This is a genomic window from Acidimicrobiales bacterium (assembly GCA_035316325.1).
GTDB lineage: Bacteria > Actinomycetota > Acidimicrobiia > Acidimicrobiales > VFJN01 > DASXTK01.
Window position 1 is genome coordinate 35,352 of sequence record DATHJB010000103.1, and the last position, 22,640, is coordinate 57,991.

General features: G+C 73.5%; 19 protein-coding genes. 5 read left to right on the forward strand and 14 right to left on the reverse strand.

Annotation, left to right across the window (positions count from 1 at the left end):
• Positions 1-94: 94 nt before the first annotated feature.
• Positions 95-319, forward strand: coding sequence for a hypothetical protein (locus VK611_13980; protein HMG42443.1), 225 nt, complete (start codon positions 95-97; stop codon positions 317-319).
• Between the two features lie 39 nt (positions 320-358).
• On the opposite strand, the gene VK611_13985 is transcribed toward VK611_13980, so the two are convergent.
• Entirely contained in the window at positions 359-610 is a 252-nt protein-coding gene (locus tag VK611_13985; protein HMG42444.1) for a hypothetical protein, read from the reverse strand.
• Between the two features lie 155 nt (positions 611-765).
• Here VK611_13985 and VK611_13990 point away from each other — a divergent pair, with 155 nt between their 5' ends.
• Both VK611_13990 and VK611_13995 read left to right on the forward strand, forming a co-directional pair.
• Positions 766-1,671: a hypothetical protein gene (locus VK611_13990; GenBank protein HMG42445.1), complete on the forward strand. Its 906-nt coding sequence runs from the start codon at positions 766-768 to the stop codon at positions 1,669-1,671.
• Positions 1,672-1,743: 72 nt separating this feature from the next.
• The gene (locus VK611_13995) at positions 1,744-4,836 is read left to right on the forward strand and encodes a BTAD domain-containing putative transcriptional regulator (protein ID HMG42446.1); all 3,093 of its coding nucleotides are present in this window, start codon (positions 1,744-1,746) and stop codon (positions 4,834-4,836) included.
• 186 nt (positions 4,837-5,022) lie between these two features.
• On the opposite strand, the gene VK611_14000 is transcribed toward VK611_13995, so the two are convergent.
• The 9 genes from VK611_14000 to VK611_14040 form a co-directional block, all read right to left on the reverse strand.
• A complete protein-coding gene (locus VK611_14000; GenBank protein ID HMG42447.1) occupies positions 5,023-6,213 on the reverse strand; it encodes an LCP family protein in 1,191 nt (396 codons plus the stop codon).
• Positions 6,214-6,301: 88 nt separating this feature from the next.
• Positions 6,302-7,738: a nicotinate-nucleotide--dimethylbenzimidazole phosphoribosyltransferase gene (gene cobT, locus VK611_14005; protein ID HMG42448.1), complete on the reverse strand. Its 1,437-nt coding sequence runs from the start codon at positions 7,736-7,738 to the stop codon at positions 6,302-6,304.
• Positions 7,735-8,643 (reverse strand): aminotransferase class I/II-fold pyridoxal phosphate-dependent enzyme, encoded by a 909-nt coding sequence (locus VK611_14010; protein HMG42449.1) that lies wholly within the window; start codon positions 8,641-8,643, stop codon positions 7,735-7,737. Before VK611_14010 ends, cobT begins: the two co-directional genes overlap by 4 nt.
• Positions 8,640-9,617: a CobD/CbiB family cobalamin biosynthesis protein gene (locus VK611_14015; protein ID HMG42450.1), complete on the reverse strand. Its 978-nt coding sequence runs from the start codon at positions 9,615-9,617 to the stop codon at positions 8,640-8,642. Before VK611_14015 ends, VK611_14010 begins: the two co-directional genes overlap by 4 nt.
• Positions 9,618-9,661: 44 nt before the next feature.
• Positions 9,662-10,366 carry an adenosylcobinamide-GDP ribazoletransferase gene (locus tag VK611_14020; protein ID HMG42451.1) on the reverse strand — a complete coding sequence of 235 codons (705 nt, stop codon included), beginning with the start codon at positions 10,364-10,366 and terminating at the stop codon, positions 9,662-9,664.
• The gene (locus tag VK611_14025) at positions 10,366-10,851 is read right to left on the reverse strand and encodes a bifunctional adenosylcobinamide kinase/adenosylcobinamide-phosphate guanylyltransferase (GenBank protein HMG42452.1); all 486 of its coding nucleotides are present in this window, start codon (positions 10,849-10,851) and stop codon (positions 10,366-10,368) included. The genes VK611_14020 and VK611_14025 overlap by 1 nt, the downstream gene beginning before the upstream one ends.
• Positions 10,852-10,918: 67 nt before the next feature.
• Complete coding sequence (gene msrB / locus VK611_14030) at positions 10,919-11,335, reverse strand: peptide-methionine (R)-S-oxide reductase MsrB (GenBank protein ID HMG42453.1); 417 nt, start codon at positions 11,333-11,335, stop codon at positions 10,919-10,921.
• A 26-nt stretch (positions 11,336-11,361) separates the two neighbouring features.
• Positions 11,362-11,940: a J domain-containing protein gene (locus tag VK611_14035; protein ID HMG42454.1), complete on the reverse strand. Its 579-nt coding sequence runs from the start codon at positions 11,938-11,940 to the stop codon at positions 11,362-11,364.
• 133 nt (positions 11,941-12,073) lie between these two features.
• On the reverse strand, positions 12,074-13,375 hold the full coding sequence (locus VK611_14040) for a M18 family aminopeptidase (GenBank protein HMG42455.1): 1,302 nt from the start codon (positions 13,373-13,375) through the stop codon (positions 12,074-12,076).
• A 169-nt stretch (positions 13,376-13,544) separates the two neighbouring features.
• Between VK611_14040 and VK611_14045 the strand changes: the two genes are divergently transcribed.
• Entirely contained in the window at positions 13,545-14,414 is an 870-nt protein-coding gene (locus VK611_14045) for a glycosyltransferase family 2 protein (protein ID HMG42456.1), read from the forward strand.
• A 55-nt stretch (positions 14,415-14,469) separates the two neighbouring features.
• Here the strand turns inward: VK611_14045 and VK611_14050 are convergent, their stop codons facing one another.
• The 3 genes from VK611_14050 to VK611_14060 all read right to left on the reverse strand — a co-directional run bounded on the left by VK611_14050 (position 14,470) and on the right by VK611_14060 (position 20,781).
• The gene (locus tag VK611_14050) at positions 14,470-15,117 is read right to left on the reverse strand and encodes a hypothetical protein (protein HMG42457.1); all 648 of its coding nucleotides are present in this window, start codon (positions 15,115-15,117) and stop codon (positions 14,470-14,472) included.
• A gap of 76 nt (positions 15,118-15,193) precedes the next feature.
• A complete protein-coding gene (locus VK611_14055; GenBank protein ID HMG42458.1) occupies positions 15,194-19,555 on the reverse strand; it encodes an alpha-(1->3)-arabinofuranosyltransferase family protein in 4,362 nt (1,453 codons plus the stop codon).
• Between the two features lie 8 nt (positions 19,556-19,563).
• The gene (locus tag VK611_14060; protein HMG42459.1) at positions 19,564-20,781 is read right to left on the reverse strand and encodes a glycosyltransferase family 4 protein; all 1,218 of its coding nucleotides are present in this window, start codon (positions 20,779-20,781) and stop codon (positions 19,564-19,566) included.
• Positions 20,782-20,941: 160 nt separating this feature from the next.
• Here VK611_14060 and VK611_14065 point away from each other — a divergent pair, with 160 nt between their 5' ends.
• Positions 20,942-21,685: a class I SAM-dependent methyltransferase gene (locus VK611_14065; protein ID HMG42460.1), complete on the forward strand. Its 744-nt coding sequence runs from the start codon at positions 20,942-20,944 to the stop codon at positions 21,683-21,685.
• A gap of 37 nt (positions 21,686-21,722) precedes the next feature.
• Here the strand turns inward: VK611_14065 and VK611_14070 are convergent, their stop codons facing one another.
• Positions 21,723-22,538 (reverse strand): polyprenol monophosphomannose synthase, encoded by an 816-nt coding sequence (locus tag VK611_14070; GenBank protein ID HMG42461.1) that lies wholly within the window; start codon positions 22,536-22,538, stop codon positions 21,723-21,725.
• Positions 22,539-22,640: the final 102 nt, after the last annotated feature.

Genomic DNA, 22,640 nt, shown 5'->3' on the forward strand with positions numbered 1-22,640 from the left:
CTCGTTCGTCCATCGCAGTACTCGTATCGTCGAGTCACAGTTCTTGGTCTGGGCTACATGACCGAGCTCAAGGTGGCCAAGAACCGCCGCCAGGTTGACCCCGTCGCCGACGACCGCGACGCTCCGGGTCACCCTGCCGCGCCCGCTCCAGCAGCTCCACCACCCTGAGTACGTCAGCCCACCGGTCAAGGTGCTCCCGGTCGAGTGCCTCCCCACCCACCGCCAGCACGGTCGCCGCGTCAGCAACCTGCCGATCGGACCCCCCATCGCCGCCCACTCCAACTTGGCCAACACGGTGTCCTCCGCCGTGGCGACGTAGATCTCCACGCGCCAACCTCGGAGAGCAGGTCGGGAGCCCTCACGGAGCCAACAAGGGGGCGTCGGGCCAGACCTTGCGGAAGGTCGCCTCGCCCAGCCGCAGTTTCCGGAGCGCCCAGCGGACCTGGGACTCGTCGTAGTTCGGGTGGCGGGTACGGATCCCGTGCTCGGCGAGCGTCCAGACGTCTTCGGAGAGCTCGAGAGCGATCACCAGACGGCGTTCGGGCGACATCGACCGGTACACCTCGATCTGCCGGGCGTAGATCTCCGGTGAGGTGTCGGCGCTGCGCATGGCGTCAGCCTAAGCAGGTCTTCGGAACCAGGCGAGGCACTTCGGCGTCGAGGGTGTGGTACACCTCGGGCGAGATACAGGGGGGAAATCAGATGGCACCACGACTCCTTTCCGGGGGCGGGTTGGCGCGGGCGTTGGCGGTCGCGGTTGTGGCGGTGGCAGCTGTGGGGCTGCCGGGCACGGCGCTGGCCCAGGAGGACCCGCACGAACCCGGGCACGGCGACGGGCTGGTCCCGCCGGGTGAATGGACGCACGAGGAGATCGAGATCCTGCTCGACCTCATCGACCGCACCGAGGCGGAGCTGCCCGCCTTCGCCGACCCGGCCGACCTGCCCGAGGGCTTCTACGACTTCGGCGTGACCGCCCCGGGCGGCTACGACCACTACATCAACTGGGAGTGGCTCGACGACGGGCACATCCTCGACCCGGAGCACCCGGAGTCGCTCGTCTACCAGCGCACCTGGAACGACGAGACCCAGCAGCAGGAGACCACGCTGGTCTCGGCGATGTTCTTCCTGCCGACCCAGTTCGACGCCACCAACATCCCGGCCGACCTGGCCTGGTACCCGGGCTGGCACACCCACGCCGACATCTGCATCAACGAGCAGCACCGCTTCGCCGGCCTGTCGTCGGGCGGCCAGTGCAGCTCGGGCGTGCCGTTCGACCGGCCGCCGATGATGCACGTGTGGATCGAGGACAACGAGTGCGACCACCGCTTCGGCGGGGTCGACATCGGCGGCCTGCACTGCGACGTCCACGGCGGCCACATGCCGGAGGACCCCGAGGACCCGCACGAGCCACACGACCCCGAGGAGCCGCACGAGCCCGAGGCGCCACACGACCCCGAGGCGCCACACGATCCCGAGGGCCCGCACGATCCCGAGGCGCCGCACGATCCCGAGGCGCCGCACGATCCGCAGCACCCGGAGCACCCTAACGACCCGCAGGCGCCGCACGATCCGGGCCACGATCCCGGGGACGACATGGGCGACGACGGCCACGACGACCACGTCCCGCCGGCCGCGACACCCACCCACCGACACCCCGATACCGCCGGATAGTCCCGACAACGACAGAACGCACCGTACGACCGCCGACACGGGACGTCGGATTGGCCCTATTTTCAAGGGCGGATGACACGTTCGTTCCGGCGGGTGCCGCCTGAGTCACGGCCGGACATGCTGCTGCGCCCGCGCCTCCTCAAGGCGCTGGCGGCCCGTTGGGACCACCGCGTCACCTCGCTGACCGGTGGTCCCGGCCTCGGGAAGACCACCCTGCTGGCTCAGGCGCTGGCCGAGAACCGCCTCGCCCCCCGGGGTGAGGACGTCTGGGTGGGCCTCGAGCCCCACGACGCGGACGGCGAGCGGCTCGCCCGGGTCGTCGCCGACGCCGTGGCCCAGCACGACCGCCGCAGCGAGACGGCCCTCATCGAGACCGACGTCATGCCCCAGCCCTCGGCGGTCGCCGACGCGCTGTGGCACAGGTCGCCCAGCCAGGCCTGCCTGCTGCTCGACGACGTCCACCTGCTGCCCCCGGGGTCGTCCGGCGCCGAGTGGCTGGCCGAGCTGGTGACCCGGTTGCCGGCGAACGGGCACCTGGTGCTGGCCGGCCGCAGCGACCCGCCGGTCCCCCTCACCCGCCTCGACACCCAGGGCGGCGTGCTGTGGCTGCGGGAGGAGGAGCTGCGCTTCGACGAGGTCGAGCTGGCCCGGTTCGCCGAGCAGCGCGGCGTCGACCCGGACCGCTTCCGGCGCACCGGCGGGTGGCCGGCGATGGCCGAGCTGGTCGCCAGCGTCGACGCCCAGGTGTCCGGCGCCTACCTGTGGGAGGAGGTGCTGGAGCCGCTCGGCACCCTGCGGCGCCACGTGCTGGCGGTGCTGTGCGACCTGGGCGGCGCCGACGACGCCCTCGCCTCGGCGGCGGTGAACGCCCCCGTCGACCTGCGGGAGTCCCTCCGGGGCGTGCCGCTGGTGGCCCGCAACGCCGACGGCTGGCACGTCCCCCACGCCCTCTGGCACGACGTCGCCGGCCTGTCGCTCGAGCCGGTCGACCGGGGCCAGGTGCGCCGGCGGGCGGTCGAGCACCTGGTGGACCGGGGTCGCTTCGACGAGGCGCTGACCATGGTCGCCGACACCCAGCTGTGGGACCTGGCGCCCACCGTGCTGCGGGCCGCCTGCCTGGCGGTCGACTCGCTGGAGGCCAACCAGCTGGGCCGCTGGCTCGCATCCAGCCCCGAGTCGGTGCGCACGTCGACGGCGGGACGGCTCGCCACCGGCCTGCACCTGGCCTACACGGCGCCGTTCGAGGCGATCGAGCCCCTGCGCCATGCCGCCGGGCTCTACCGGGCCGCCGGCGACGTCGACGCCGAGCTCACCGCCATCGGCCAGATCGGCCGGCTGGCCTGGTGGTGGCAGGACGCCGACCTGCTCGCCAAGCTGTCGCTGCGGGTGTTCGAGCTGGAGAAGAGCGGCCACCCCAAGGCCGGCGCCATGGCGACGATCGGTTGGGCGCTGGTCGCCGACATGAGCGGCGACGACGACACCCTGCTGGGCCTGCTGGGCCGCATCGAGCCGGGCGTCCTGGACCCGGGCTGGGAGACCCTCGCCCGCTGGTACGAGGGCATCACCCGCCTGTACATCGGCCAGGCGGCGGCGACCCGCATCATCGTCGACAGCCTGGCCACCGCGGATCCGGCGATGGGCTACGTGGTGGAGACCCTGGAGCTGATGACCCTGTGGGCGACCGGCCACTGCGACGCGGTGCTCGACCGCACGCCGGCGGTCATCGCCGCGGGCCGGAGCTTCGGCGTGACCTACAGCCTGTCGCTGGGGATGACCACGGCCAGCCTGGCCTACTCGCACACCGGCAACGCCGTCGCCGGCCGCGCCTGCCTCGACGAGGGCATCGCCGCGGCGCCACCGGCGAAGGCCGGCGACCTGTCCGTGCACCAGGCGATGGCCGCCACGTCGCTGCACCTGGCCGAGGGCGACGAGCCCGGTGCGCTGGTCACCATGCAGAAGGCGGTCGACCACTACCGGGTGGACGAGAGCACGCATCGCCGCTGGTGGCGCCAGATGCTGAACCTGAGCTACGTGCTGGTCCCCACCGCCCGGCCCGTGTGGGACGCCCGCGACCTCCGGGGTCACCTGGCGACGGCCCGGTCGCTGGCGGCGGCCGTCGTGGTCCTGCGGGAGAGCGGCGACCCGGCGCACCTGCGGGGCCTCGACCTGCCCAACCTCGGCGTGGTCCGCGCGGCGCTACACCACCGGTTCGCGGCCGAGCTGGCGGTCGGGCTGGCGGCGGTGGGCCGACCGGAGGGCCGCCAGCTGCTCGACTTCCTGGGGCCGCCGGGCCGTGACGCGGTGCGCGACCTGGCGCGCCGGCGGGGCGACGGCGCGCGGCTGGCCAAGGCGGCGAGGTCACTGTTGGGGTCGGTGCCGGCGCCGCCGCAACAGGCCGCCTACCTGGGGGTTCTGGGGTCGCTGTCGCTGCGGCGCGAGGGCCCCGACGGCGCCGAGGTCGACTCGCCGGACCTGCGCCGGCTGCGGCTCCAGGAGCTGCTGGCGTTCCTGGTGGCGCACCGCCGGACCACCCGGGCCGCGATCACGGCCACGCTGTGGCCCGACCTCGACGAGCGCGCCGCGTCGAACAACCTGGGCGTGACCCTCAACCACCTGCTGCGGCTGCTGGAGCCGTGGCGGGCGCGGGGCGAGCCGGCCTACCTGGTGCGGCTGGAGGGCAACGCCGTGGAGCTGGTGACCGGCGCCCACCTGCACATCGACGTCGACGAGTTCGACGCCCACGTCGCCTCGGCGGCCCGGGCCGAGTCCGACGGCGCGCCGTCGCTGGCGCTGGAGCACCACCTGGCGACCGTGGCCCTCTACCGCGACGACCTCTACGTCGACCTGCCCGAGGCCGACTGGTTCGCCCTCGAGCGGGAGCACTACCGGTCGCGGTTCGTGGCCGCGGCGGTGCGGGCGGGAGAGCTGCTGCTGGGCCGGGGCGACGTCGACGCCGCCGAGGCGGTGGCGCAGCGGGCGCTGGTGGTCGACCGCTGGTCGGAGGCGGCCTACGCGGTGCTGGTGGGCGGGGCGCTGGCCCGGGGCGACCGGTCGGCGGCCCGGCGCCTGCTCGACCTCGGCAGCGCCATGCTGGTCGACCTGGGGGCGCTGCCGTCGGCGGCGACGGAGCAGCTCCGTCGCCGTGTCATCGGCGAAGCCGCGTGAGGCGCCGTCAGGCTCACAAAACCACCGCCCTGAGCCGGTGAGGCGGTACGAATACCCCAACCCAGGGCGGCGGCCCCGACAGCAGAACCCAGGTGCCTTAACGGGGCCTTAGCACGTGCCTGGTTGCATGTGCCTCAACACACCGGGCGCGAACCGCTGACACGAACGTCACTCACCGTGCCGGTGCTAGCGGAACTGCGCCAGCACGGCCTCGGACGCCTCCTCCTGGAGGATGAGGACCGCCGCACCGCCCCGCCGCTCGCCGACGACCTCCAGAGCGAGGGGTTGCGGCTCCAGGCCGCGCAGCTTCCAGGCGAAGGTGATGGCGTTCCAGAGCGACATCTCGTCGTCGATGCGGAGACCTTCGGCGACGTTGCTGGCCGTGCGGGCCAGGGCCCACGGGTTGCTGCTCTTGCCGAGCTTGGAGAACACCGCCCGCAGGAACGCCTGCTGGCGGGTGATGCGGCCGAGGTCGGCGGTCGGGTCGACGACGAGCTCGCCGTTGATGTTCTCGGTGTAGGTGCGGGAGCGGACGTAGGCCAGCGCCTGGTCGCCGTTCAGCTTCACCGCCCCCGACTCGGTCACGTTGAGGCCCGACTTGGGGTCCGACGCCGGGTGGGGGAAGTTGATGGTCACGCCCCCCAGCCCGTCGACGAGGCCGGCGAAGCTCACGAAGTCGACCTCGATGTAGCGGTGGATGGGGATCCCGAGGTTCTCGGAGATCGTGTTGATCAGGTTGACCGGGCCCTGGTTGTAGGCACCGTTGATGCGGCCCTCTCCGCCCGTCTCGGCGTTGGTGACGTAGAGGTCGCGGGGGATCGACAGGATCTTCGCCTTCCCCTCGGCGAAGCGCAGCAGCATCATCGTGTCGGAGCGCTGACCGTCGGGGCGGGCGGGGTCGAAGCCCGGGTCGCCCTCCTGGAGCACGTCCGCCGAGTCGGAGCCGACGATCAGGTAGTTGGTGCCGCCCCCGCCGTGGGCCTGCGCCGCGCTGACGTCGACCTTCTCGATGCGGTTGAAGATGCTGTTGGCGTACCACCACGAGCCGAGCAGCACCACGATCAGGAAGACCGCGAAGATGCCGCCCACCCGCTTCCAGCGCAGGCGCTTGTACCAGGGGCGGGAGCCGCGGCGGGGCGGGAGGCCGGGACCGTCGGGGCCGTCGGGGCCACCCGGTCCGCCGGGGTAGGGGCGGGTGCCGGGACCGGCGGGACGACCAGGGCCGGGTCCCGGGGCCGGGATGGTGCGCTGCCCCGGCGGACGGCTCGGTCGCATCCCGGGCGGCGGCGCGGGCCGGGGCGACTGCGGGGGTGGTGTCCTCGTGGGCGGAGCCGAGGGGGGTGGGATGAAGATCCGTCGGTTGTCGTTGTCGCTCACGGGACTGCCAGTGGTGAAGGGGGGTGGAGGGCCGGACCAGGGTACCGACGACCCCGTTGCCGGTGGGGGAGGGCCGCCATGCTGCGCATCAGTCGATCTGGTCCGTCTTCGAGCTGACGCCGGCCTGGTCGAAGGTAGCCATCTCGGCGAGCAAACGGGCCGCGGCCTCCACCAGGGGCAGTGCCAGGGCCGCGCCGGTGCCCTCGCCGAGCCGCAGGTCGAGGTCGATGACCGGTGCCATCTCCAGGGCCTGGAGCACGGCGTCGGAGCCCGGTTCGACGGAGCGGTGGCCGGCGATCGCGGCGGCTTCGACGCCCGGCACCAGCTTGGCGGCCACCAGCAGGGCCGACGCCGCGATCACCCCGTCGACGATCACCGGCACCCCGAGGGCGACGCCGGCGACGATGAACCCGGCCAGCGCGGCGTGCTCCAAGCCGCCCACCTCGGCGAGGATGCCGAGGGCGTCGTCGCGGTGGGTGTGGACGGCCCGGGCGGCGGCGTCGGCGACGATCGTGGCCTTGCGGGGGACGTCGTCGGGGGCGAGGCCGGCGCCGCGGCCGGTGATGTCGCCGGCCCGTCGTCCGGTGAGGGCGACCACCAGCGCGGCGGAGGCCGTGGTGTTGGCGATGCCCATGTCGCCGGTCAGCAGGCAGCGGGCGCCGTTGCCGACCAGGTGGAGGGCCACCTCGGCGCCGACGTCGAGGGCGTAGAGGGCCTGGTCGCGGCTCATGGCGGGACCGACGGCCAGGTCGTAGGTGCCGCGGGCCACCTTGCGGCTCACCAGGCGGTCGGCGGGCGGGAGGTCGCCGGCGACGCCGACGTCGATCACCACCACGTCGGCCCCGGCGTGGCGGGCCAGCACGTTGATGGCGGCCCCGCCGGCCAGGAAGTTGGCGACCATCTGGGTGGTCACCTCCTGGGGCCACGGCGATACGCCCTGCACGTGGACGCCGTGGTCGGCGGCGAACACGGCGACGGTGGCGGGCTTGGGCAGCGGCGGCGGGACCTGGCCGCTGATCGCCGACAGCTGCACCCCGAGCGCCTCCAGCCGGCCCAGCGAGCCTGGGGGCTTGGTGAGGTTGAGGTGGAGGGCGAAGGCGGCCTCGGCGGCGACGGCGTCGAGCGGGCCGACCATCATCGCGGCGCCCCGGAACGGGCCGATGGTGGAGGCCAGCCAGCCGACGACGTTGGCGACGCCCTGCACGCGCAGCGGGCTGCCGTCGGGGGGCGGCGGCGAGTCGTCCCAGTCGGCGGTGACCACCAGGGTGCGGGCGATGCGGGCCAGCTCGCCCTCGTCGCCGACGATGGGCAGGTCGCCGAAGCCGGCGGCCCGCAGCTCGGCGGCGACGGTGGCGGCGACGCCCGGCTCGGCGACCACCGCGACCGGCAGGTTCCACTGCGTGAGGGCGGTCACGGCGCGGCGGGCCCCGGGGATGCTGCGGTCGACGGTGTCGGGGGTCGGCTCCGCGACGAGCAGGGCGCCCGGCGTGAACACGATGGCGTCGAATGGCAGCTGCTCGTTCATGCGTCCCCGCTCTCGCCCGCTAGTGCAAGGTCCAGCCGCTCCATACCCGCCGTGCCTGGCACGGCAATGCGTGAATAGTTGCACAAACCGAACGACGAACACTCGCGGATGACCACTCCCTGCCGTCCCAGCCGCTCGCGGAGTCCCGCGGACTCGGGGACCAGCAGCCAGGGGGCGTCGGAGGGCTCGGGAGCGAAGCCGTGCCGGCGCAGGATCGCGGCGGTGTCGGCCCGGGCGTCGGCGATCCGCTTGGTCCAGCCGGGCGGGTCGGCGGCATCGAGGAGCTCGGGCAGCAGGGCGCAGGCGAGGTTGTCGACGGCCCACATCGGGCGCCGGCGACGGAGGGCGTCGGCGTCGCCGGGGGTGGGGGCGACGGCGAACCCGAGGCGGAGGCCGGGGCAGGCGAACGCCTTGGTCAGCGACCCGAGCGCCCAGCCGGGGCGGCCGCGGGTCCAGGTGCCGGCGCTGAGGGGGAGGAAGGCTTCGTCCCACACACCGGGTTGTACGTCGGCGACCAGCCGTCCGGACGGGTTGTGCGGGTCGGACCGCCAGCGGGGGGCCGTGGGGTCGAGGTGGGGGATGTGGCGGCGGTAGAGCGAGAACTCGGGGTCGTCGACCCACCCGTGTCCCGTGTGCTCGGCGACCAGGGCGATGGCTTGGGCGCCGCCGGCGGTGAGGACCAGGCGCTCTTCGGGGACGTCGATCGCCTCGGCCAGCAGCGCCTCGGCCCGGTCGACGTCGGGGTAGCGGCGGAGCGCGCCGAGGTGCCGGGCGGCGAGGGCGGCGACGTCGGGGGCGAAGGGGTTGAGGCTGGCGGACAGGTCGAGGATCTGGTCGGGGTCGACGCCGAGTGCCGCGGCGATGCGGGCGCCGTCGCCGCCGTGGTCGCCGGCCGGGGGGATCACTCCTTGCTCCGGCGGCGCCGGGTGACGGCGGTGAGGGCCACGCCGGTGGTCCCGAGGATCCCGGCCAGCGCCCAGGAGACGTGGCGCGACAGGGCGACGGCGGCGTCGATGTCGGCGGCCCCCGGTGCGCGGCCGGCACCGATCGTGGGGCGGTCCTCGACGACCTCGCCGTAGCGGTTGGTGCCGCCGAGCCGGACGCCGAGCGCCGCCGCGAACGCGGCCTCGGCGACGCCGGCGTTGGGGGAGGGGTGGCCGGGGGCGTCGGCCCGCACGGTCGCCAGGACAAGACGGGCCTGCCCCGGGCGCACCAGGGCGACCAGGCCGGCCGTCGCCCGGGCCGGGAGCCAGGCGAGGGCGTCGTCGAGGCGGGCGGCGGCGGTGCCGAAGCGCTCGTAGCGGTCGTCGTGGTAGCCGACCATCGAGTCGAGCGTGTCGCCGGCCCGGTGCAGGAAGGCGCCCGGAGCACCGGCGACCACGGTCCACAGCGCGGGGGCGACGACGGCGTCGGTGGTGTTCTCGGCCACCGACTCGACGGCAGCTCGGGCGATGTCGGCGGCGTCGAGGCCGTCGGGGTCGCGGCCCACCAGGTTCGGGAGCAGCTCGCGGGCGGCGTCGAGGTCGCCGTCCCCGAGCGCCCGGCCGACGTCGAGGGCGGCGGTGTGGAGCGCCCGGCCCGACGTCGCCAGGTAGCCGGCCGCGGCGGGGGAGCCGACGATCCGGCCGACGGTGGTTGCCACCAGGGCGTTCACGCCCGCGTAGACGGCGCCGCGGACCCGGTCGTCGGCGTAGAGCTTCTCCTCGGTGGCGTTGGCGAGGCTGCCGAACAGGGCGACCGGATGCAGCCCGTCGGGCACCGGAGGCTCGCCCAGCACCCGGTCGGCCACGATCCCCAGCGCCGCCCCGATCGCCCGCTTCCCGAGTCGTCTGTGGTCGCCGAGCCGGGCCCGAGTCGTTTCTGGTCGGTCTCCGATCACAGACGACTCGTCCTCGCCGGAGCGACCACGATCGACTCGGGTCCTCACCACTTGGCCGCCGCCACGACCAGGGCGCACGTCTCGCCGACCACGCCCGCCGCGCCCAGCACGTCGCCGGTGAAGCCGCCGAGCCGACGACGGGCCAGGCCGACCACGGCACCGGCGCCGATCACCAGGGCGACCGCGGCCGCGGGCCCGGCCGGCCAGCCCCCGGCCACGGCGGCCAGTGTCAGCGCTGCGGCGCCCACGACCAGCGACGGCACCGCGGAGGTGCCCGTGAAGGCCGTCGCCAGGCCACCCCCGGAGCGGGCGTAGGGCACCAACGCCAGCGTCACGCCCATCGCCGCCCGCGCCCCGCCCCACAGGCCCGCCAGCAGCCAGGGGTCGGGCGCCAGGGCCGCCAGCGCCGCCACCCGCAGGGCCAGCACCAGCAGCACCACGACTACGGCGAACACGCCGGCGTGGGGATCCGACATCACCTCGAGACGACGCGCCCGGTCGAGCGGGGGCAGGAGCCCGTCGGCCGTGTCGGCCAGGCCGTCGAGGTGGAGCATCCCGGTCAGCGCCGCGTCGGCCACCACCGCCAGCGTCGCCGCCACCAGCGCCGGCCACAGCTCGCCCGCGCCCCACCACACGGCGCCCACCACGAGCCCCACCACGGCGCCGACCGGCCCGAACCACACCACGGCCCGGCGGTCCGGCGGAGCCGCACCCCCGAACGCCGTCAGGAAACCGAGCGCCGCCCGCATCACGGCACCAGCGGCAGGGCCCGGCCGGCGACCACGAGGAAGGCCTGGTCGGCGACGTCGGCGACCGCCCGGTTGAGCTCCCCAAGGGCGTCGGCGAAGCGGCGGCCCGCCTCGGTGGGCGCATGGACGCCCAGGCCGACCTCCTCCGACACCAGGATCGTGGGGTCGGTGCGCTCCCGGAGCACCGTGCACAGCGCCGGCACGTCGACGGTCAGGTCGCGGCAGGCCGCCACCCACGTGCCCAGCGAGTCGACGAGCGCCAACCCCTCGATGGCGGCGAGCCGGCGGACCAGGTCGGTGCCCACCTCGGCGGTCGCCCACTCCGGCGGGCGGCGGGCCTGGTGGCGGGCGATCCGGTCGGCCATGTCGGCGTCGGTGGCGATCCCGGTGGCCACGTAGGTCACGCCACCGGGGTGGCGCGCCGCCATCCGCTCGGCGTACTCCGACTTGCCGGAACGGGTGCCTCCCAGGACGAGCGCGATCACAGCCCGCAAGCATGCCATTCTGTCTTCGCTGAGCCGGCTATCTCGGGCTCAGCGAAGACAGAAGCGCTCAGTCCGGGGGGTCCAGGCGCAGGGCGCAGGAGTTCATGCAGAAGCGCTGGCCGGTCGGCTGGGGGCCGTCCTCGAAGACGTGGCCCAGGTGGGCGCCGCAGCGGGCGCAGCTCACCTCGGTGCGGACCATGCCGTGGGCGCTGTCGACGTGGAGCGTCACCTTGTCGCTCTCCGCCGGCTCCCAGAACGACGGCCAGCCGGAGCCGGAGTCGAACTTCGTGTCCGACGTGAACAGCACCTCGTCGCAGCAGATGCAGCGGTAGGTGCCCTCGTCCTTGGTGTCCCAGTAGGCACCGGTGAAGGCCCGCTCGGTGCCGGCCTGCCGGGTGACCTGGAACTGCTCGGGGGTCAGGCGCTCCCGCCAGCCTGCGTCGTCGGCGGGGAGCTCGTTGCCGTGGGCGTCAACCTGAGTCATGGGTACAGGATGCCGCGAGGATGGCGTCACGGAGACCAGGTCGGCGGACCGCTGATCCACGGCGTGTGGAGGGCCTCGACCAGCTGGCGCACCACCGGCTCGGGCGACGGCTTGTACACCCGCTCGATCGACTCCAGCGTGCACAGCGCCTCGGTGCCGTCGGCGTGCGGCTGCAGCGACACCACCAGCGAGCACGCCTCGCCCTCGTGCTGCACGACCACCTCGAAGATGGCGCAGCTCCGGTCGACGTAGCTCACGTGGCCGACGACGTGGCCGGCTTCCAGCAGCCGGGTGAACGCCTCCTCGGGCGGGGCCCCGATCAGCAGCCGCTGGCCCTCCTCGATCTCGGCGGTCATCCGCCGGGCGGCGGTGGCGGTCGGCCGGGGTGGGGGCGGCGGCGGTTCGGGCAGGCGGGCGCCGGAGCCGTGCAGCGCCCGGTTGAGCACGGCGTAGGCCTCGTTCACCTCCGCGGCCCGGTCCGTGGCGCGCGGCCCGGCCCGGTCGGGGTGCAGCTCGCGTATCAGCTTGCGGTAGGCCAGGCGCACCGCGGACCACTCGTCGGTGGCTAGGACGCCGAGCACTGCACGCGCTTCGTCCACCTCCACGGCCGGAATCCTCTCACCATCCGGCCGCGTTCGCGCAGTCAGTAACCGACGTTTCCGAGAGTGACGGTTGAAGCGGCGCCAGCCGCCTTCGCCATCTGGGGCGGCGGCGGGGTGGTCGGCACGGGTGAGCGGCTCAGGCGGGGGCGAGGAAGGCGCCCAGGAGGCCGCGGTACCAGCCGGGGTCGTGGCTGCCGGCGTGCTCCCGGGCGGCGTGCATGGCGAGCTGCGCCATGCCCACGTCGACGGTGGTGATGCCCAGGCGCGACGCCGTCACCGGCCCGATCGTAGAGCCGCACGGGATGTCGTTGCGGACCGCGAAGCGCTGCAGCGGCACCGCCGCCTCCTCGGCCGCCAGCTCGACCATGGCGCTGCCGGGGGCGTCGGTGGCGTAGCGGACGTTGGCGTTCACCTTCAGCACCGGCCCGCCGTTGAGCGCGATGCGGTGCTGCGGGTCGTGCTTGTCGACGTGGTTGGGGTGCGTGGCGTGCGCCATGTCGGCCGACAGGCACGCCGAGCGGGCCATCGCCCGGTGCAGCGACTCCCGGTCGCCGCCGCGGGCCAGCACCGTGCGCTCCAGCGTCACCGGCAGGACCGACGAGGCGGCGCCCCGGTCGGACACCGAGCCGATCTCCTCGTGGTCGAACAGGCAGACGACGGGCACGGGGCCGCCGGTCAGCCGGGGCGCCACGTCGACCAGCGCCTCGACCGCGGCCCAGCACGACGCCAGGTTGTCGATCCGCGACGACCCGATCAGCTCGTGGTCGCGCCCGACGAGCGACGCGGGCGTGAGGTCGTGGAGCATGAGGTCCCAGCCGAGGACGTCGTGGGGCGTCACGCCCAGCTCGTTGGCGACGAAGCCCTGGAAGCCGTTCTGGTCGCCGGCGCCCAGGCCCCAGATGGGGGTCAGGTCCTCCTGCGGGTCCACGTGGAGGCCCTTGGCGTTGACCTCCCGGTTGAGGTGGATGGCCAGCTGGGGGATCGTGCAGATGGGCCGGTCGACCCGCAGCAGCTTGACGTAGACGCCGCTGCTCTCCCGGCGCATCGCCACCCGGCCGGAGAGGCCCAGGTCGCGGTCGAACCAGCTGGCCTGGAGGGCGCCGCCGTACACCTCGACGCCGAGCTGGAGGGCGCCGGCGCGGGCGATGTCGGGGCGGGGCTTGATGCGCAGGTTGGGGCTGTCGGTGTGGGCGCCGACGATGCGGAACCCGTCGTGGGCGTCGTGCGCCTCGGTGACCGCCCAGGCCACCAGCGTCCCGCCCCGCACCACGAACCAGCGGCCGGCACCGCTGGGCCAGGGCGCGTCCTCGGCCAACCGGGTGAAGCCGACCTCGCTGAGCATGGCGGCGGCGGTGGTGCAGGCGTGGAAGGGAGACGGCGAGGCGTCGCAGAACGCCAGCAGACGACGGGCGGCGTCGAGGTCAACGGTGGCGGTCACGGTCGCCCGATAGTAGTGACGCACTGAGGCTGCCCGGACCTAGGTCGCCGGCACCGCCAGCCCGAGCGGCCCGGTGCCGGAGGCGCCAAGAGCGGGAGAAGTTCGTTCAGGTTGCTGTACGCCCGTTGCCGGTGCGGGGTTGCGAGGGCCGACCGGGAAGAATCACCCGGTGCTCCCGGCTCTCGACTTGGTCATCGTCCACCACTCCCAGCCGGCGCACGCGGTGGAGACGGTCGCCCGCTTCCTCGACCAGAGCGTCCCCGTGCGGATCGTGGTGGTGGACAACGGCTCGTCGGGCGACGACGTGGAGCTGGTCCGCAAAGGCATCCCGCCCCAGGTGGTGCTCCTGGAGCAGGGCGCCAACCTCGGCTTCGGCCCGGCCGCCAACGTCGGCTTCCGCTGGTTCCTCGACCACGGGCCCGCGCCCTGGCTGGGCGTGGCGCCCCACGACGCCCGGCCCGCCCCCGACTGCGTGGAGGTGTTGCTGGCGGAGATGGCGCGGCGACCCCGGTCGGGGCTGGCGTCGGCCGACGTGGGCGACGGCGTCACCCCGGTCGTCGACCGCTACTTCGGTGCCATCCCCGAGCGGGCCCGGGTGCGCCACGGCTGGGAGCCGGCCGGCTACCCGCACGGCACGCTGATGGTGGCCCGGCGGGAGTGCCTGGAGGACGTGGGGCTGTTCGACGAGCGCTACTTCGCCTACTGCGAGGAGGCCGACCTGGCGTTGCGGGCCCGGGCCCGGGGCTGGCAGGTCGGGGTGGTGCGGGGAGCGGAGGTCCGCAACGCCACCGTCGGCTCCCATGTCGCCGTGGTCGACTACCTGCAGCTGCGCAACACCCTGCTGCTCGCCCGCGACCACTTCGGCCGCTACGCCGCAACCGTACGCACCGTGGTGGCCCTCCTCGACCTGGTCACCGGCCTCGTGAAGCCCGACCGCCGGGGGCCCTACTGGGACGTCCGGGCCCGACTCCTCGCCCTGCGCGACTTCGTCCTGCGCCGCTTCGGACCGCCCCCGGCGTCGGTGACAAGCCGCCAGTGACCGAAATTGCGTGGGAGGTGGTCGCTCTGGGGCCGCCTCCCACGCAATTTCGGGGTTAGCTCTTGAGGCGGCGGTGGAGGCGGTCGGGGGTGTCCTCGAGGCCCGGGAGGGACGACTGCAGGGCGATCCCCGCCGCGGCCATCCGGTCGCCCACCAGCTGCTCGACGTCGGCCCACGTCGTCGCCCGGGGACCGTCGATGCCACGGTTGTAGGGGCGGTCGAAGACGATCACGTAGGCGCCGGTGTCCCGCAGCGCCTCGACGTTGTGGGGGGCGTCGTCGATGTAGCAGTCGGCCTCCACCTGGGGCTTGGCGCCGAGGAAGCAGAGGTCGCGGTAGGGGATGCCGACAGCGTCGAGCCAGGCCACGGTGTCGCCCACGGCCACGGCGTGGCCCCAGTTGTTGTAGAGGCGGTGGGTGATGATGCGGATCCACACGCCGGCGTCGGACAGCCGCCACAGCGCGTCGGCCGCCCCGTCCACGACCGGCATCGACCGGAAGATGCGGTGCTCCAGGACCGCCGACTGGTGCAGGCGGACGAAGTCGTCGGCCGCCAGGCCCCACTCCCGGAAGTTCCAGGAGCGGTCGAGCGGCAGCTCCTCGGGGTCGACGCCCCGATCGGCGGCGACGACGGCCCGGAACGCCACCGTGTAGTCGCCGCACACCTCGTCCAGGTCGACGCCGAGGACGAACCCGTCGCTCATAGGTGCGCAGTCAATCCCCATGCCAACCACCCCGCCGCCGCCCCAAGCGGTGAAGGCGGCCGGGGCCGCTTCGCTGTCAATCCTGTACCTCGGTGCTGCGCGACTGCCATATGCGACCGACGAACACATCGGCGACCAGCAACAGCACGGCCAGCCACCCCAACGGGTGCACCCGGCGCATCTCCCACGGCCAGTCGAAGCTCGGCTCGGGCCCCCAGCGGGCCTGGATGTAGAGCACGTAGAGCATCGCCAGGCCCAGCGCCGCCGGGCTGGCCAGCAGCAGCCAGCGGCGGAACTTCTCGTGCCGGGCGCCGATGCCCGCCGCCACGCCCACCACGAGCCCGATGAGCGCGCCCGCCACGATCCAGCTCAGGACGCCCACCGCCAGGCCGGCGACCCAGGCGGCCGTCCGGCTGGGGAGGGCGCCGTGGTAGCGGAACGCCAGGATCGGCGAGTAGGGCTCGGGCATGGCCGACGGCGCCACCACCGCCAGCTTGGGCCGCCGGAACACCAGGACCAGGCACAACAGGCCCGTCAGGATCGACAGGATCATGGCGACGTTCACCCCTCGCTGGGGCATGAACCGCAGCGACACCTCGAACGACTCGCTGGTCGGCACGACGTACCAGCCGTTGGCGAAGCCGTCGACCAGCTCGGGCGCGGCGAGCGTCTGGCCGTCGATGGTGGCGCTCCAGCCCTCGTTGTAGCTCTGCCCCAGCGTCAGCCAGAACGGCTCCTCCGGGGTGGCGCCCTCGACCTGCACCCGCAGGTGGTCGGGGTCGTCGTCCTCGACGGTGACGGTCGGCTGCGACGCGGCGGCCTCGTCGGCCTCGTCGTCGGGGATCGACTCCGCCACCAGCGTCGACGTGTCGGTGGAGGCGGCACCGCCGGCGGCCGACCGCAGGGACAGCTGGTCGATGTCGATGCCGCTGTCGAAGCCGTCCTCGGCGAGCAGCTCGACGTCGCCGCCGTTCAGCTCCAGCGGGGCGCCGTCGCAGGTGGTGATCGGCAGCGGGCGGCCGGCCATGGCGTCGTCCATCGGGCCGGTGATCCGCACCGGCACCCGGGTGGGCCCGACGGCCAGGAGGTCGCCGCGGCAGCCGCTGTCGAAGGTCTCCGGCAGGGCGGGGACCTTCGGGCCGGGCAGGCCGATCTCGGTGATGGCGGCGGGCTGGGCGATCGGGTTGTCGCTCACCCAGTCGTTGGTGATCTGCTCGTCGACGCCCACCAGCTTGAGGCGGAACTCGCTGCCGGTGACCGCCTCGGGCAGCGCCAGGTCGACGTCGACCGTGGCGTTCTGCTCGTCGCTGCGCTCCAGGTCACCCACGTCGAGCACGGCCGCCGGCCGGCCGTCCACCCACAGCTCCACCTGGGTGGGCACCGAGTGGAGGCGGTCCGTCACGATGGTGAGCGGCAGGTGGTCGATGGTGGTGGGCTGCTGCAGCACCACCTCCACCCACTGGTTGAGCGGGCGGCTGCGGACGGTGGTCCACGCGGTGGCGGGGTCGCCGTCGAAGGCGCTCGACGCCGTGCCGACCGTGCCGGTCAGGTCGCTGACGGATCGCACCCAGGTGGCCGAGCCGTCGTGCGGGCGACCGACCAGGGAGTCGATCACCTCGGCGTCGGTCCGTCCCGACAGCCGGGCCTCGCCGGTGAGGGTGAAGGAGCGCCCGGTGGGCAGCGAGAACTTGCGGTGCAGCTCGCGCTCCTCGTCGGACCGGGTGGGGTCGAGCGGGTCTTGGCGGATCCGGGTGAGCAGCACGGCCAGCGGGTGGTCGAGCGATGCCGGGCCGGCGGCGTCGAGCAGGTCGGTGGGCAGGCGCACCGCCTCCTGGAGGCGGGTGTTGAGCGGCGGCTCGTCGTCGGCCAGCACCTCGACCTCGGCGAACCCGACGCTGCTCTGCCCGGCGTAGCGGGGGAGCACGCCCTTCGAGTCCTCGAGGATCTCGATCTCGAACGACTGGAACGTGAGCCGCGACGGCAGCGTCACAGTCTGCCCGGGCTGCGTCCGCGACTGCTCGGTGACGTCGACGTCCACGTCGGTGCCGTCGTCGAAGTGGAGCCGCACCTTGGTGATGAACCGGGTGGCGGGCCCCTTGATGGGCTGGAGCAGGCGGAGGCGATCGGCGGTGGCGGGCCGGCGCAGGGTCAGCTCGAGGCGCTCGCCGGTGGTGGACACGAAGGCGCCGGTGCGCCAGGCGGTCTGCGGATCGCCGTCGACCGCCAGGATGGCCCGCTCCTCGGGCGAGAACGTGATCGGGTTGCCGTAGGAGGAGGCCTCGGCGTCGACGTCGCCGGCCCGGTCGACCACGGTCTGCGACTCGCTGCCGGCGTCGGGGAAGATCGGCAGCCGGTTGTCGCCCGCGTCGGTCTCGAGCTGGCCGCCGGTCTCCGTCTCCGTGTAGCCGCGGGTGTGGCGCACGGTGGTCCAGCGCTCGCCGCGCTTGCGGTTCGAGTCGGTGATCAGCAGGGCGGCGTCGTTCTCGAGGGCCGCGGCGACGTCGTCGTCGTCCAGGGTGGCGCTGTAGCGGATCAGCTCGGTGCCGTCGATGAGCCCGGCGCCCGCGGCCTCGACCAGCCCGGCCCCGTCGCCCGCCACCACCAGCGGGTTCGACGCCGACTGGGCTTCGACCAGCTTCACCGCGTCCTCCACGGGGAGGACGGCGACGGCGGGCGGGTCGGGGAGGCTGGGGTCGGTGACGAGCAGCAGCTCGTCGTCGAGCTGCACGTCCTCGACGGTGAGGTTGGGGTCGGATGGCCCGAACGGCACCGGCTCGCCCAGGCCGGGGGCCGACAGCACGAAGTCCCAGAAGTTGCGGGGACGTGGGGTGTTGTAGCGCTCGTACTGGAGGTCGCTCTGCACCAGGACGTCGCCGGCCCGCAGCAGGCGGGCGATGGCGGCGAGGGCGTCGGGATCCGCGGTGCGCTCCTGCAGGCGCAGGTCGAAGGCGTTGAGCAGGTTGGCCGATGCCGGTGACCCGTAGGGGATCAGCTCGCGCTGCACCGACGGCCGGTCGAGGAGCCCGGGCAGGATCGGGTCGACGGTGTTGCCCCAGCGGTAGCTGGCGAAGTCGCTGCCGGGGACGACCAGGACGCGGGTGTCGCTGCCCTGCTCGTCGAGATGGGCGGCCGCCTCGTTCCAGTACTCGGGGATGTCGGACGGCCGGCGCAGGTTGTCGGGCACGAACTGGCCCATCCACAGCGGCGGCAGGCACAGCACGGCGACCAGCGGGACGGCGAACCCCAACGGTCGGGCCACGTGCGGCCAGCGCCGGGCGACGCTGGCGACCCCGGAGCCCAGCAGCACGGCCATGCCCAGCACGACCAGCGGCACGGCCCGCGGGAGGCTGCGCATCGCCAGGCCGGCGTCGGAGCTCTGGAAGGCCTGCACCATCCGGGCGAACGGCGGCCCGTGGTCCCACGGGTAGGCGCCGATCGCCAGCGCCGTGCCGATCAGCACCAGCAGCACGAAGTAGGCCCGGTGCCGCCAGCGGGCGACGACCGCACCCCAGATGCCGCTCATCGGGACGAGGTAGGTGAGCAGCACCAGCGGCAGCCACTGGGTGTAGCCCCGGCTGGCCTCGATCCACGGGCCGAGGCGGTCGGTGCCGTAGAAGAACCAGTAGCCGAGGCCCCGCAGCACCTCGTGGCTCACCGACGCCGAGCTGACCACCTTGGCGGTCTCCGTGTAGCGCAGGATCTCGATGCCGTTGCTGCCCTGGACGCTCAGGCCGGCGATCCACCACGCCGACAGGGGCACGGTCAGCACGCCGATCTTCAGCGCCGCCCGGACGGCGGTGCGGGGTGGGACCTCGCGGGCACCCCACACCGAGTGCACCAGCCACAGCAGGGGCGCGAGGCCGACCAGCAGGAGCGCGGTGGCGTTCACCGAACCGCAGGTGGTCACCACCAGGGCGAAGAGCGCGGGGTAGCGCCAGCCCTTGTGCCGCACGGCCTGGATGGTGAGGGCGACGAGCCAGGGGAGCGCGCTGAACGGCAGCAGGATGGCGGACAGGCGCGACACCAGCGTCAGGAGGTACGGCGTCAGCGCGTAGACGAACACCGCGGCGTTCACGCCCGGCCCCCGCCAGCCGAGGACCCGGAGCAGGTAGGCGACCCCGGCCCCGGCGGCGAAGATGATCGTGCCCCACCACAGCCGCTGCGAGACCCAGTCGGGGAACCCGAGCTTCTCGGTGACCCAGTAGAAGGGCCCCATCGGCCACAGGTAGCCGATGTTCTGGTGGGTGACCGTGCCCATGCCGATCGACGGGTCCCACATCGACCAGGCGCGGCTCATCAGCCGGGCGGGGTCGAGGTACAGGTAGGTCTTGGTGTCGGCGCTCACCCAGCCCGGCCGCGTCAGCAGCAGGGGCAGGTAGGCGACGGCGGCCAGGCCGGCGTGGAGCTTGAGCGTCGTGCCCGTGGAGGCGCGCGCCAACGGGTTCCTCATCTGGCGCCGCGGCGCCTGGACACTTCGGCTGCCAGGATCCGCATGACCTGCGTCGCGGTCTGGCCCCAGGTCAGCGCCGCGGCCCGGGCGAGCGCGCCCTGGCGGAGCTGGGCGAGGCGACGGGGGTCGCCGAGCACGTCGACGAATGCCGCGGCCAGGTTGGCCTGCACGGCGCCCAGGTCGCCGTCGACGGGGGCGAGCACGCCGCTCACGCCGTCGACCACGGCGTCCTCGTGGCCGGCGATGCGGGTCGCCACGGCGGGCGTCCCGCAGGCGGCGGCCTCCGTGAGCGTCATCCCCCAACCCTCGCGCGCCGACGCCGACGCCACGACCCAGGCCTGGCGGTACAGGTCGATCAGCTCGGCGTCGCTGAGGTAGCCCCGCAGGGTGACCCAGTCGCCGCCGCCCACCTCGTCGACCGCGGCTTCGACGATCGGGCGTTCGTAGCCCTCGCCGACGATGTGCAGCCGCAGGCCGGGCACCTGCTCCCGGGCCTTGGCGGCGGCCCGCACGAGGAGGTCGTAGCGCTTCACGGGCGCCAGCCGGCCGACCGCGACCACGAGCGGCTCGGGGGCCCGCTGGTCGTCGGTGCCGGGGGTGAAGCGGGGGTCGATGCCGGGGTGGACGACGCTGACCTTGTCGTCGCGGAAGCCGAGGTCCTCGACCATCTCCTGCTTCGACGACTCCGACAGCGTGACGATGTGGGTGCGGCTGTAGAGCGGGGGAGCGAGCTTCGACTCCAGCAGCTCGCCCCACCTGGCGATCCCGGGCGGCAGCGTCATGCCCCACATCTCGGCGTGCACGTGGTGGAGGAACACGATGCGGGGGCCGAAGCACCACAGGGGGCTGAGGAACGGCATGCCGTTCCAGATCTCGATCAGGGCGTCGCGGGGGCCGGTGCGGCCGGCCAGCTCGGCGGCGGCGGCCCGGGGGAACACCATGTAGCGCCCGGCCCGGCGGATGACCCGGTAGCCGCTGCGCAGCGTCTCGGTGGGCTGGCCCTGCGCCCACGACGTGCGCAGGGTGACCTCCACCCCGGCGGCCGCCCAGCGCTTGGCGATCTCGTCGATGTGGACCTCCGACCCGCCGGCTTCGACGTCGTCGAGGTCGCGCCACGCCAGGGCGTGGACCCGCCGGATGCCCGCCGACGCAGCCAGGTCTCCGATCTTGTCGACGGTCTGGGACTCAGGCTCGTCGAAGTCGGCAGTGGTCACGGATCGTTGTCCTCCCCCAGCAGCACCGGCGCCCGGTGGGTCGCTCTATCGGTCCCGAAGATCAGGCGCCGGGTGGCCCGTATGCTACGGAACCTCGCCCCCTCGTACCAGCGTCCTTCAGCTACTTACTTGCCTCTACTCGTCGAACATGGAGCACATCGTGTCTAGCGCAAGTCCGGACCTCATCGAAGCACTCGAGGGTGTCGAGGGTTGGTTCAGCCCCGAACAGGTCGAACGGGTCTCGGCCGCGGCCGCGGCCGCTCCGCCCGGGGGGCGGATCGTGGAGATCGGGTCGTTCCGGGGGCGGTCGATGATCGCCATCGCCCGCTCCGCCCCCGACGGCGTGGAGATCGTGGCGATCGACCCGCACGCCGGCAACGACCGGGGCCCGCAGGAGATCGAGGGGTTCGAGGACGAGGCGGCGGAGGACAACGTGGTCTTCCTCCGGAACCTCGAGAAGGCCGGTGTCGCCGAGCGGGTGCGCCACGTCCGCAAGTTCTCCCACGACGCCCACGGCGACGTCGACGGGGAGATCGACGTGCTCCACATCGACGGCGCCCACCGCTTCGGCCCCGCCCGCGAGGACATCCTGGCGTGGGGCAACCGGGTGGTGGAGGGCGGCTCGATGCTGATCCACGACTCGTTCTCGTCGGTGGGCGTGACCGCGGCGATCCTCTCGTCGCTGACGCCGTCGGGGCACTGGCGCTACGTGGGCCGTTCCCGGTCCCTGGCCGAGTACCGCAAGGTGTCGGTGAAGGGGGCTGCCCGGGTGGGGAACGTGGGCCGCCAGCTCGCCGAGCTGCCGTGGTTCCTCCGCAACGTGACGATCAAGGCCCTGATGGTCGTGAAGCTCAACCGCGTCGCCCGCGTCCTCGGCCACGACGGCGAGCACTGGCCCTACTAGCCGACCGACCTGTCCGAAACCTCGACAGGAACGGTGGCTAGAGCGCCGTTTCTGTCGAAGTTTCGACGGGAGCCGGAGCCGGTGCCGGAGCCGGGGCCGCTGCGGGGGCCGGGGCCGGGGCCGGGGTCAGCTCCGGCTTGCGGCGGAGGATGCGGTCGCGGATGGCCCACCAGGTGACCAGCGACATCGCCTCGCCGATGATGTGCCAGCTCATCTTCGACACGCCGCGGACGCGGTCCATGAAGGTGATCGGCACCTCGACGATCTTGGCGCCGCGGCGGTGGGCCAGGTAGGCCAGCTCCACCTGGAAGCCGTAGCCGGTGGCCTTGGTGCGGCTGGCGTCGATGTCCTGGAGGACCGACGTCCGGTAGGCCCGGTAGCCGGCGGTGGCATCGCGCACGCCGAGGCCGAGGATCTTCGAGGCGTAGGTGTTGCCGATGCGCGACAGGAGGCGGCGGCGCCGGGGCCAGTGCGGGGTGGTGCCGCCCTTGATGTAGCGGGACCCGACGCAGACGTCGGCGCCGGCCTCGATCTGGGCGAGCAGCTCGGGCAGCTTCTCCGGCGGGTGCGACAGGTCGGCGTCCATCTGGACGATGACGTCGTAGCCGTCCTCGAACGCCCGACCGAAGCCCGCCCGGTAGGCGACGCCGAGGCCGCTCTTCTCGGGTTGGCTCAGGACGTCGATCTGGCCCAGCTCCTCGTTGGTTGTCTTGGCGAGGTCGGCCGTTCCGTCGGGGCTGCTGTCGTCCACCACGAGGACGTCCACTTGGGGTGCCGCAGCGCGGACCCGCCGTAGGACCTCGGCGATGTTGTCGGCCTCGAGGAAGGTCGGGATGATGACGAGTGTGCGCATCTGCCCAGCTCTACGATCGGTAAATAAAGTCCGTCAAGCGGCTCGTGTCCCCCCGTGACGGCCACTCCGCCGTGGCGGAGGGGCACCGTAGCCCAGCGGCAG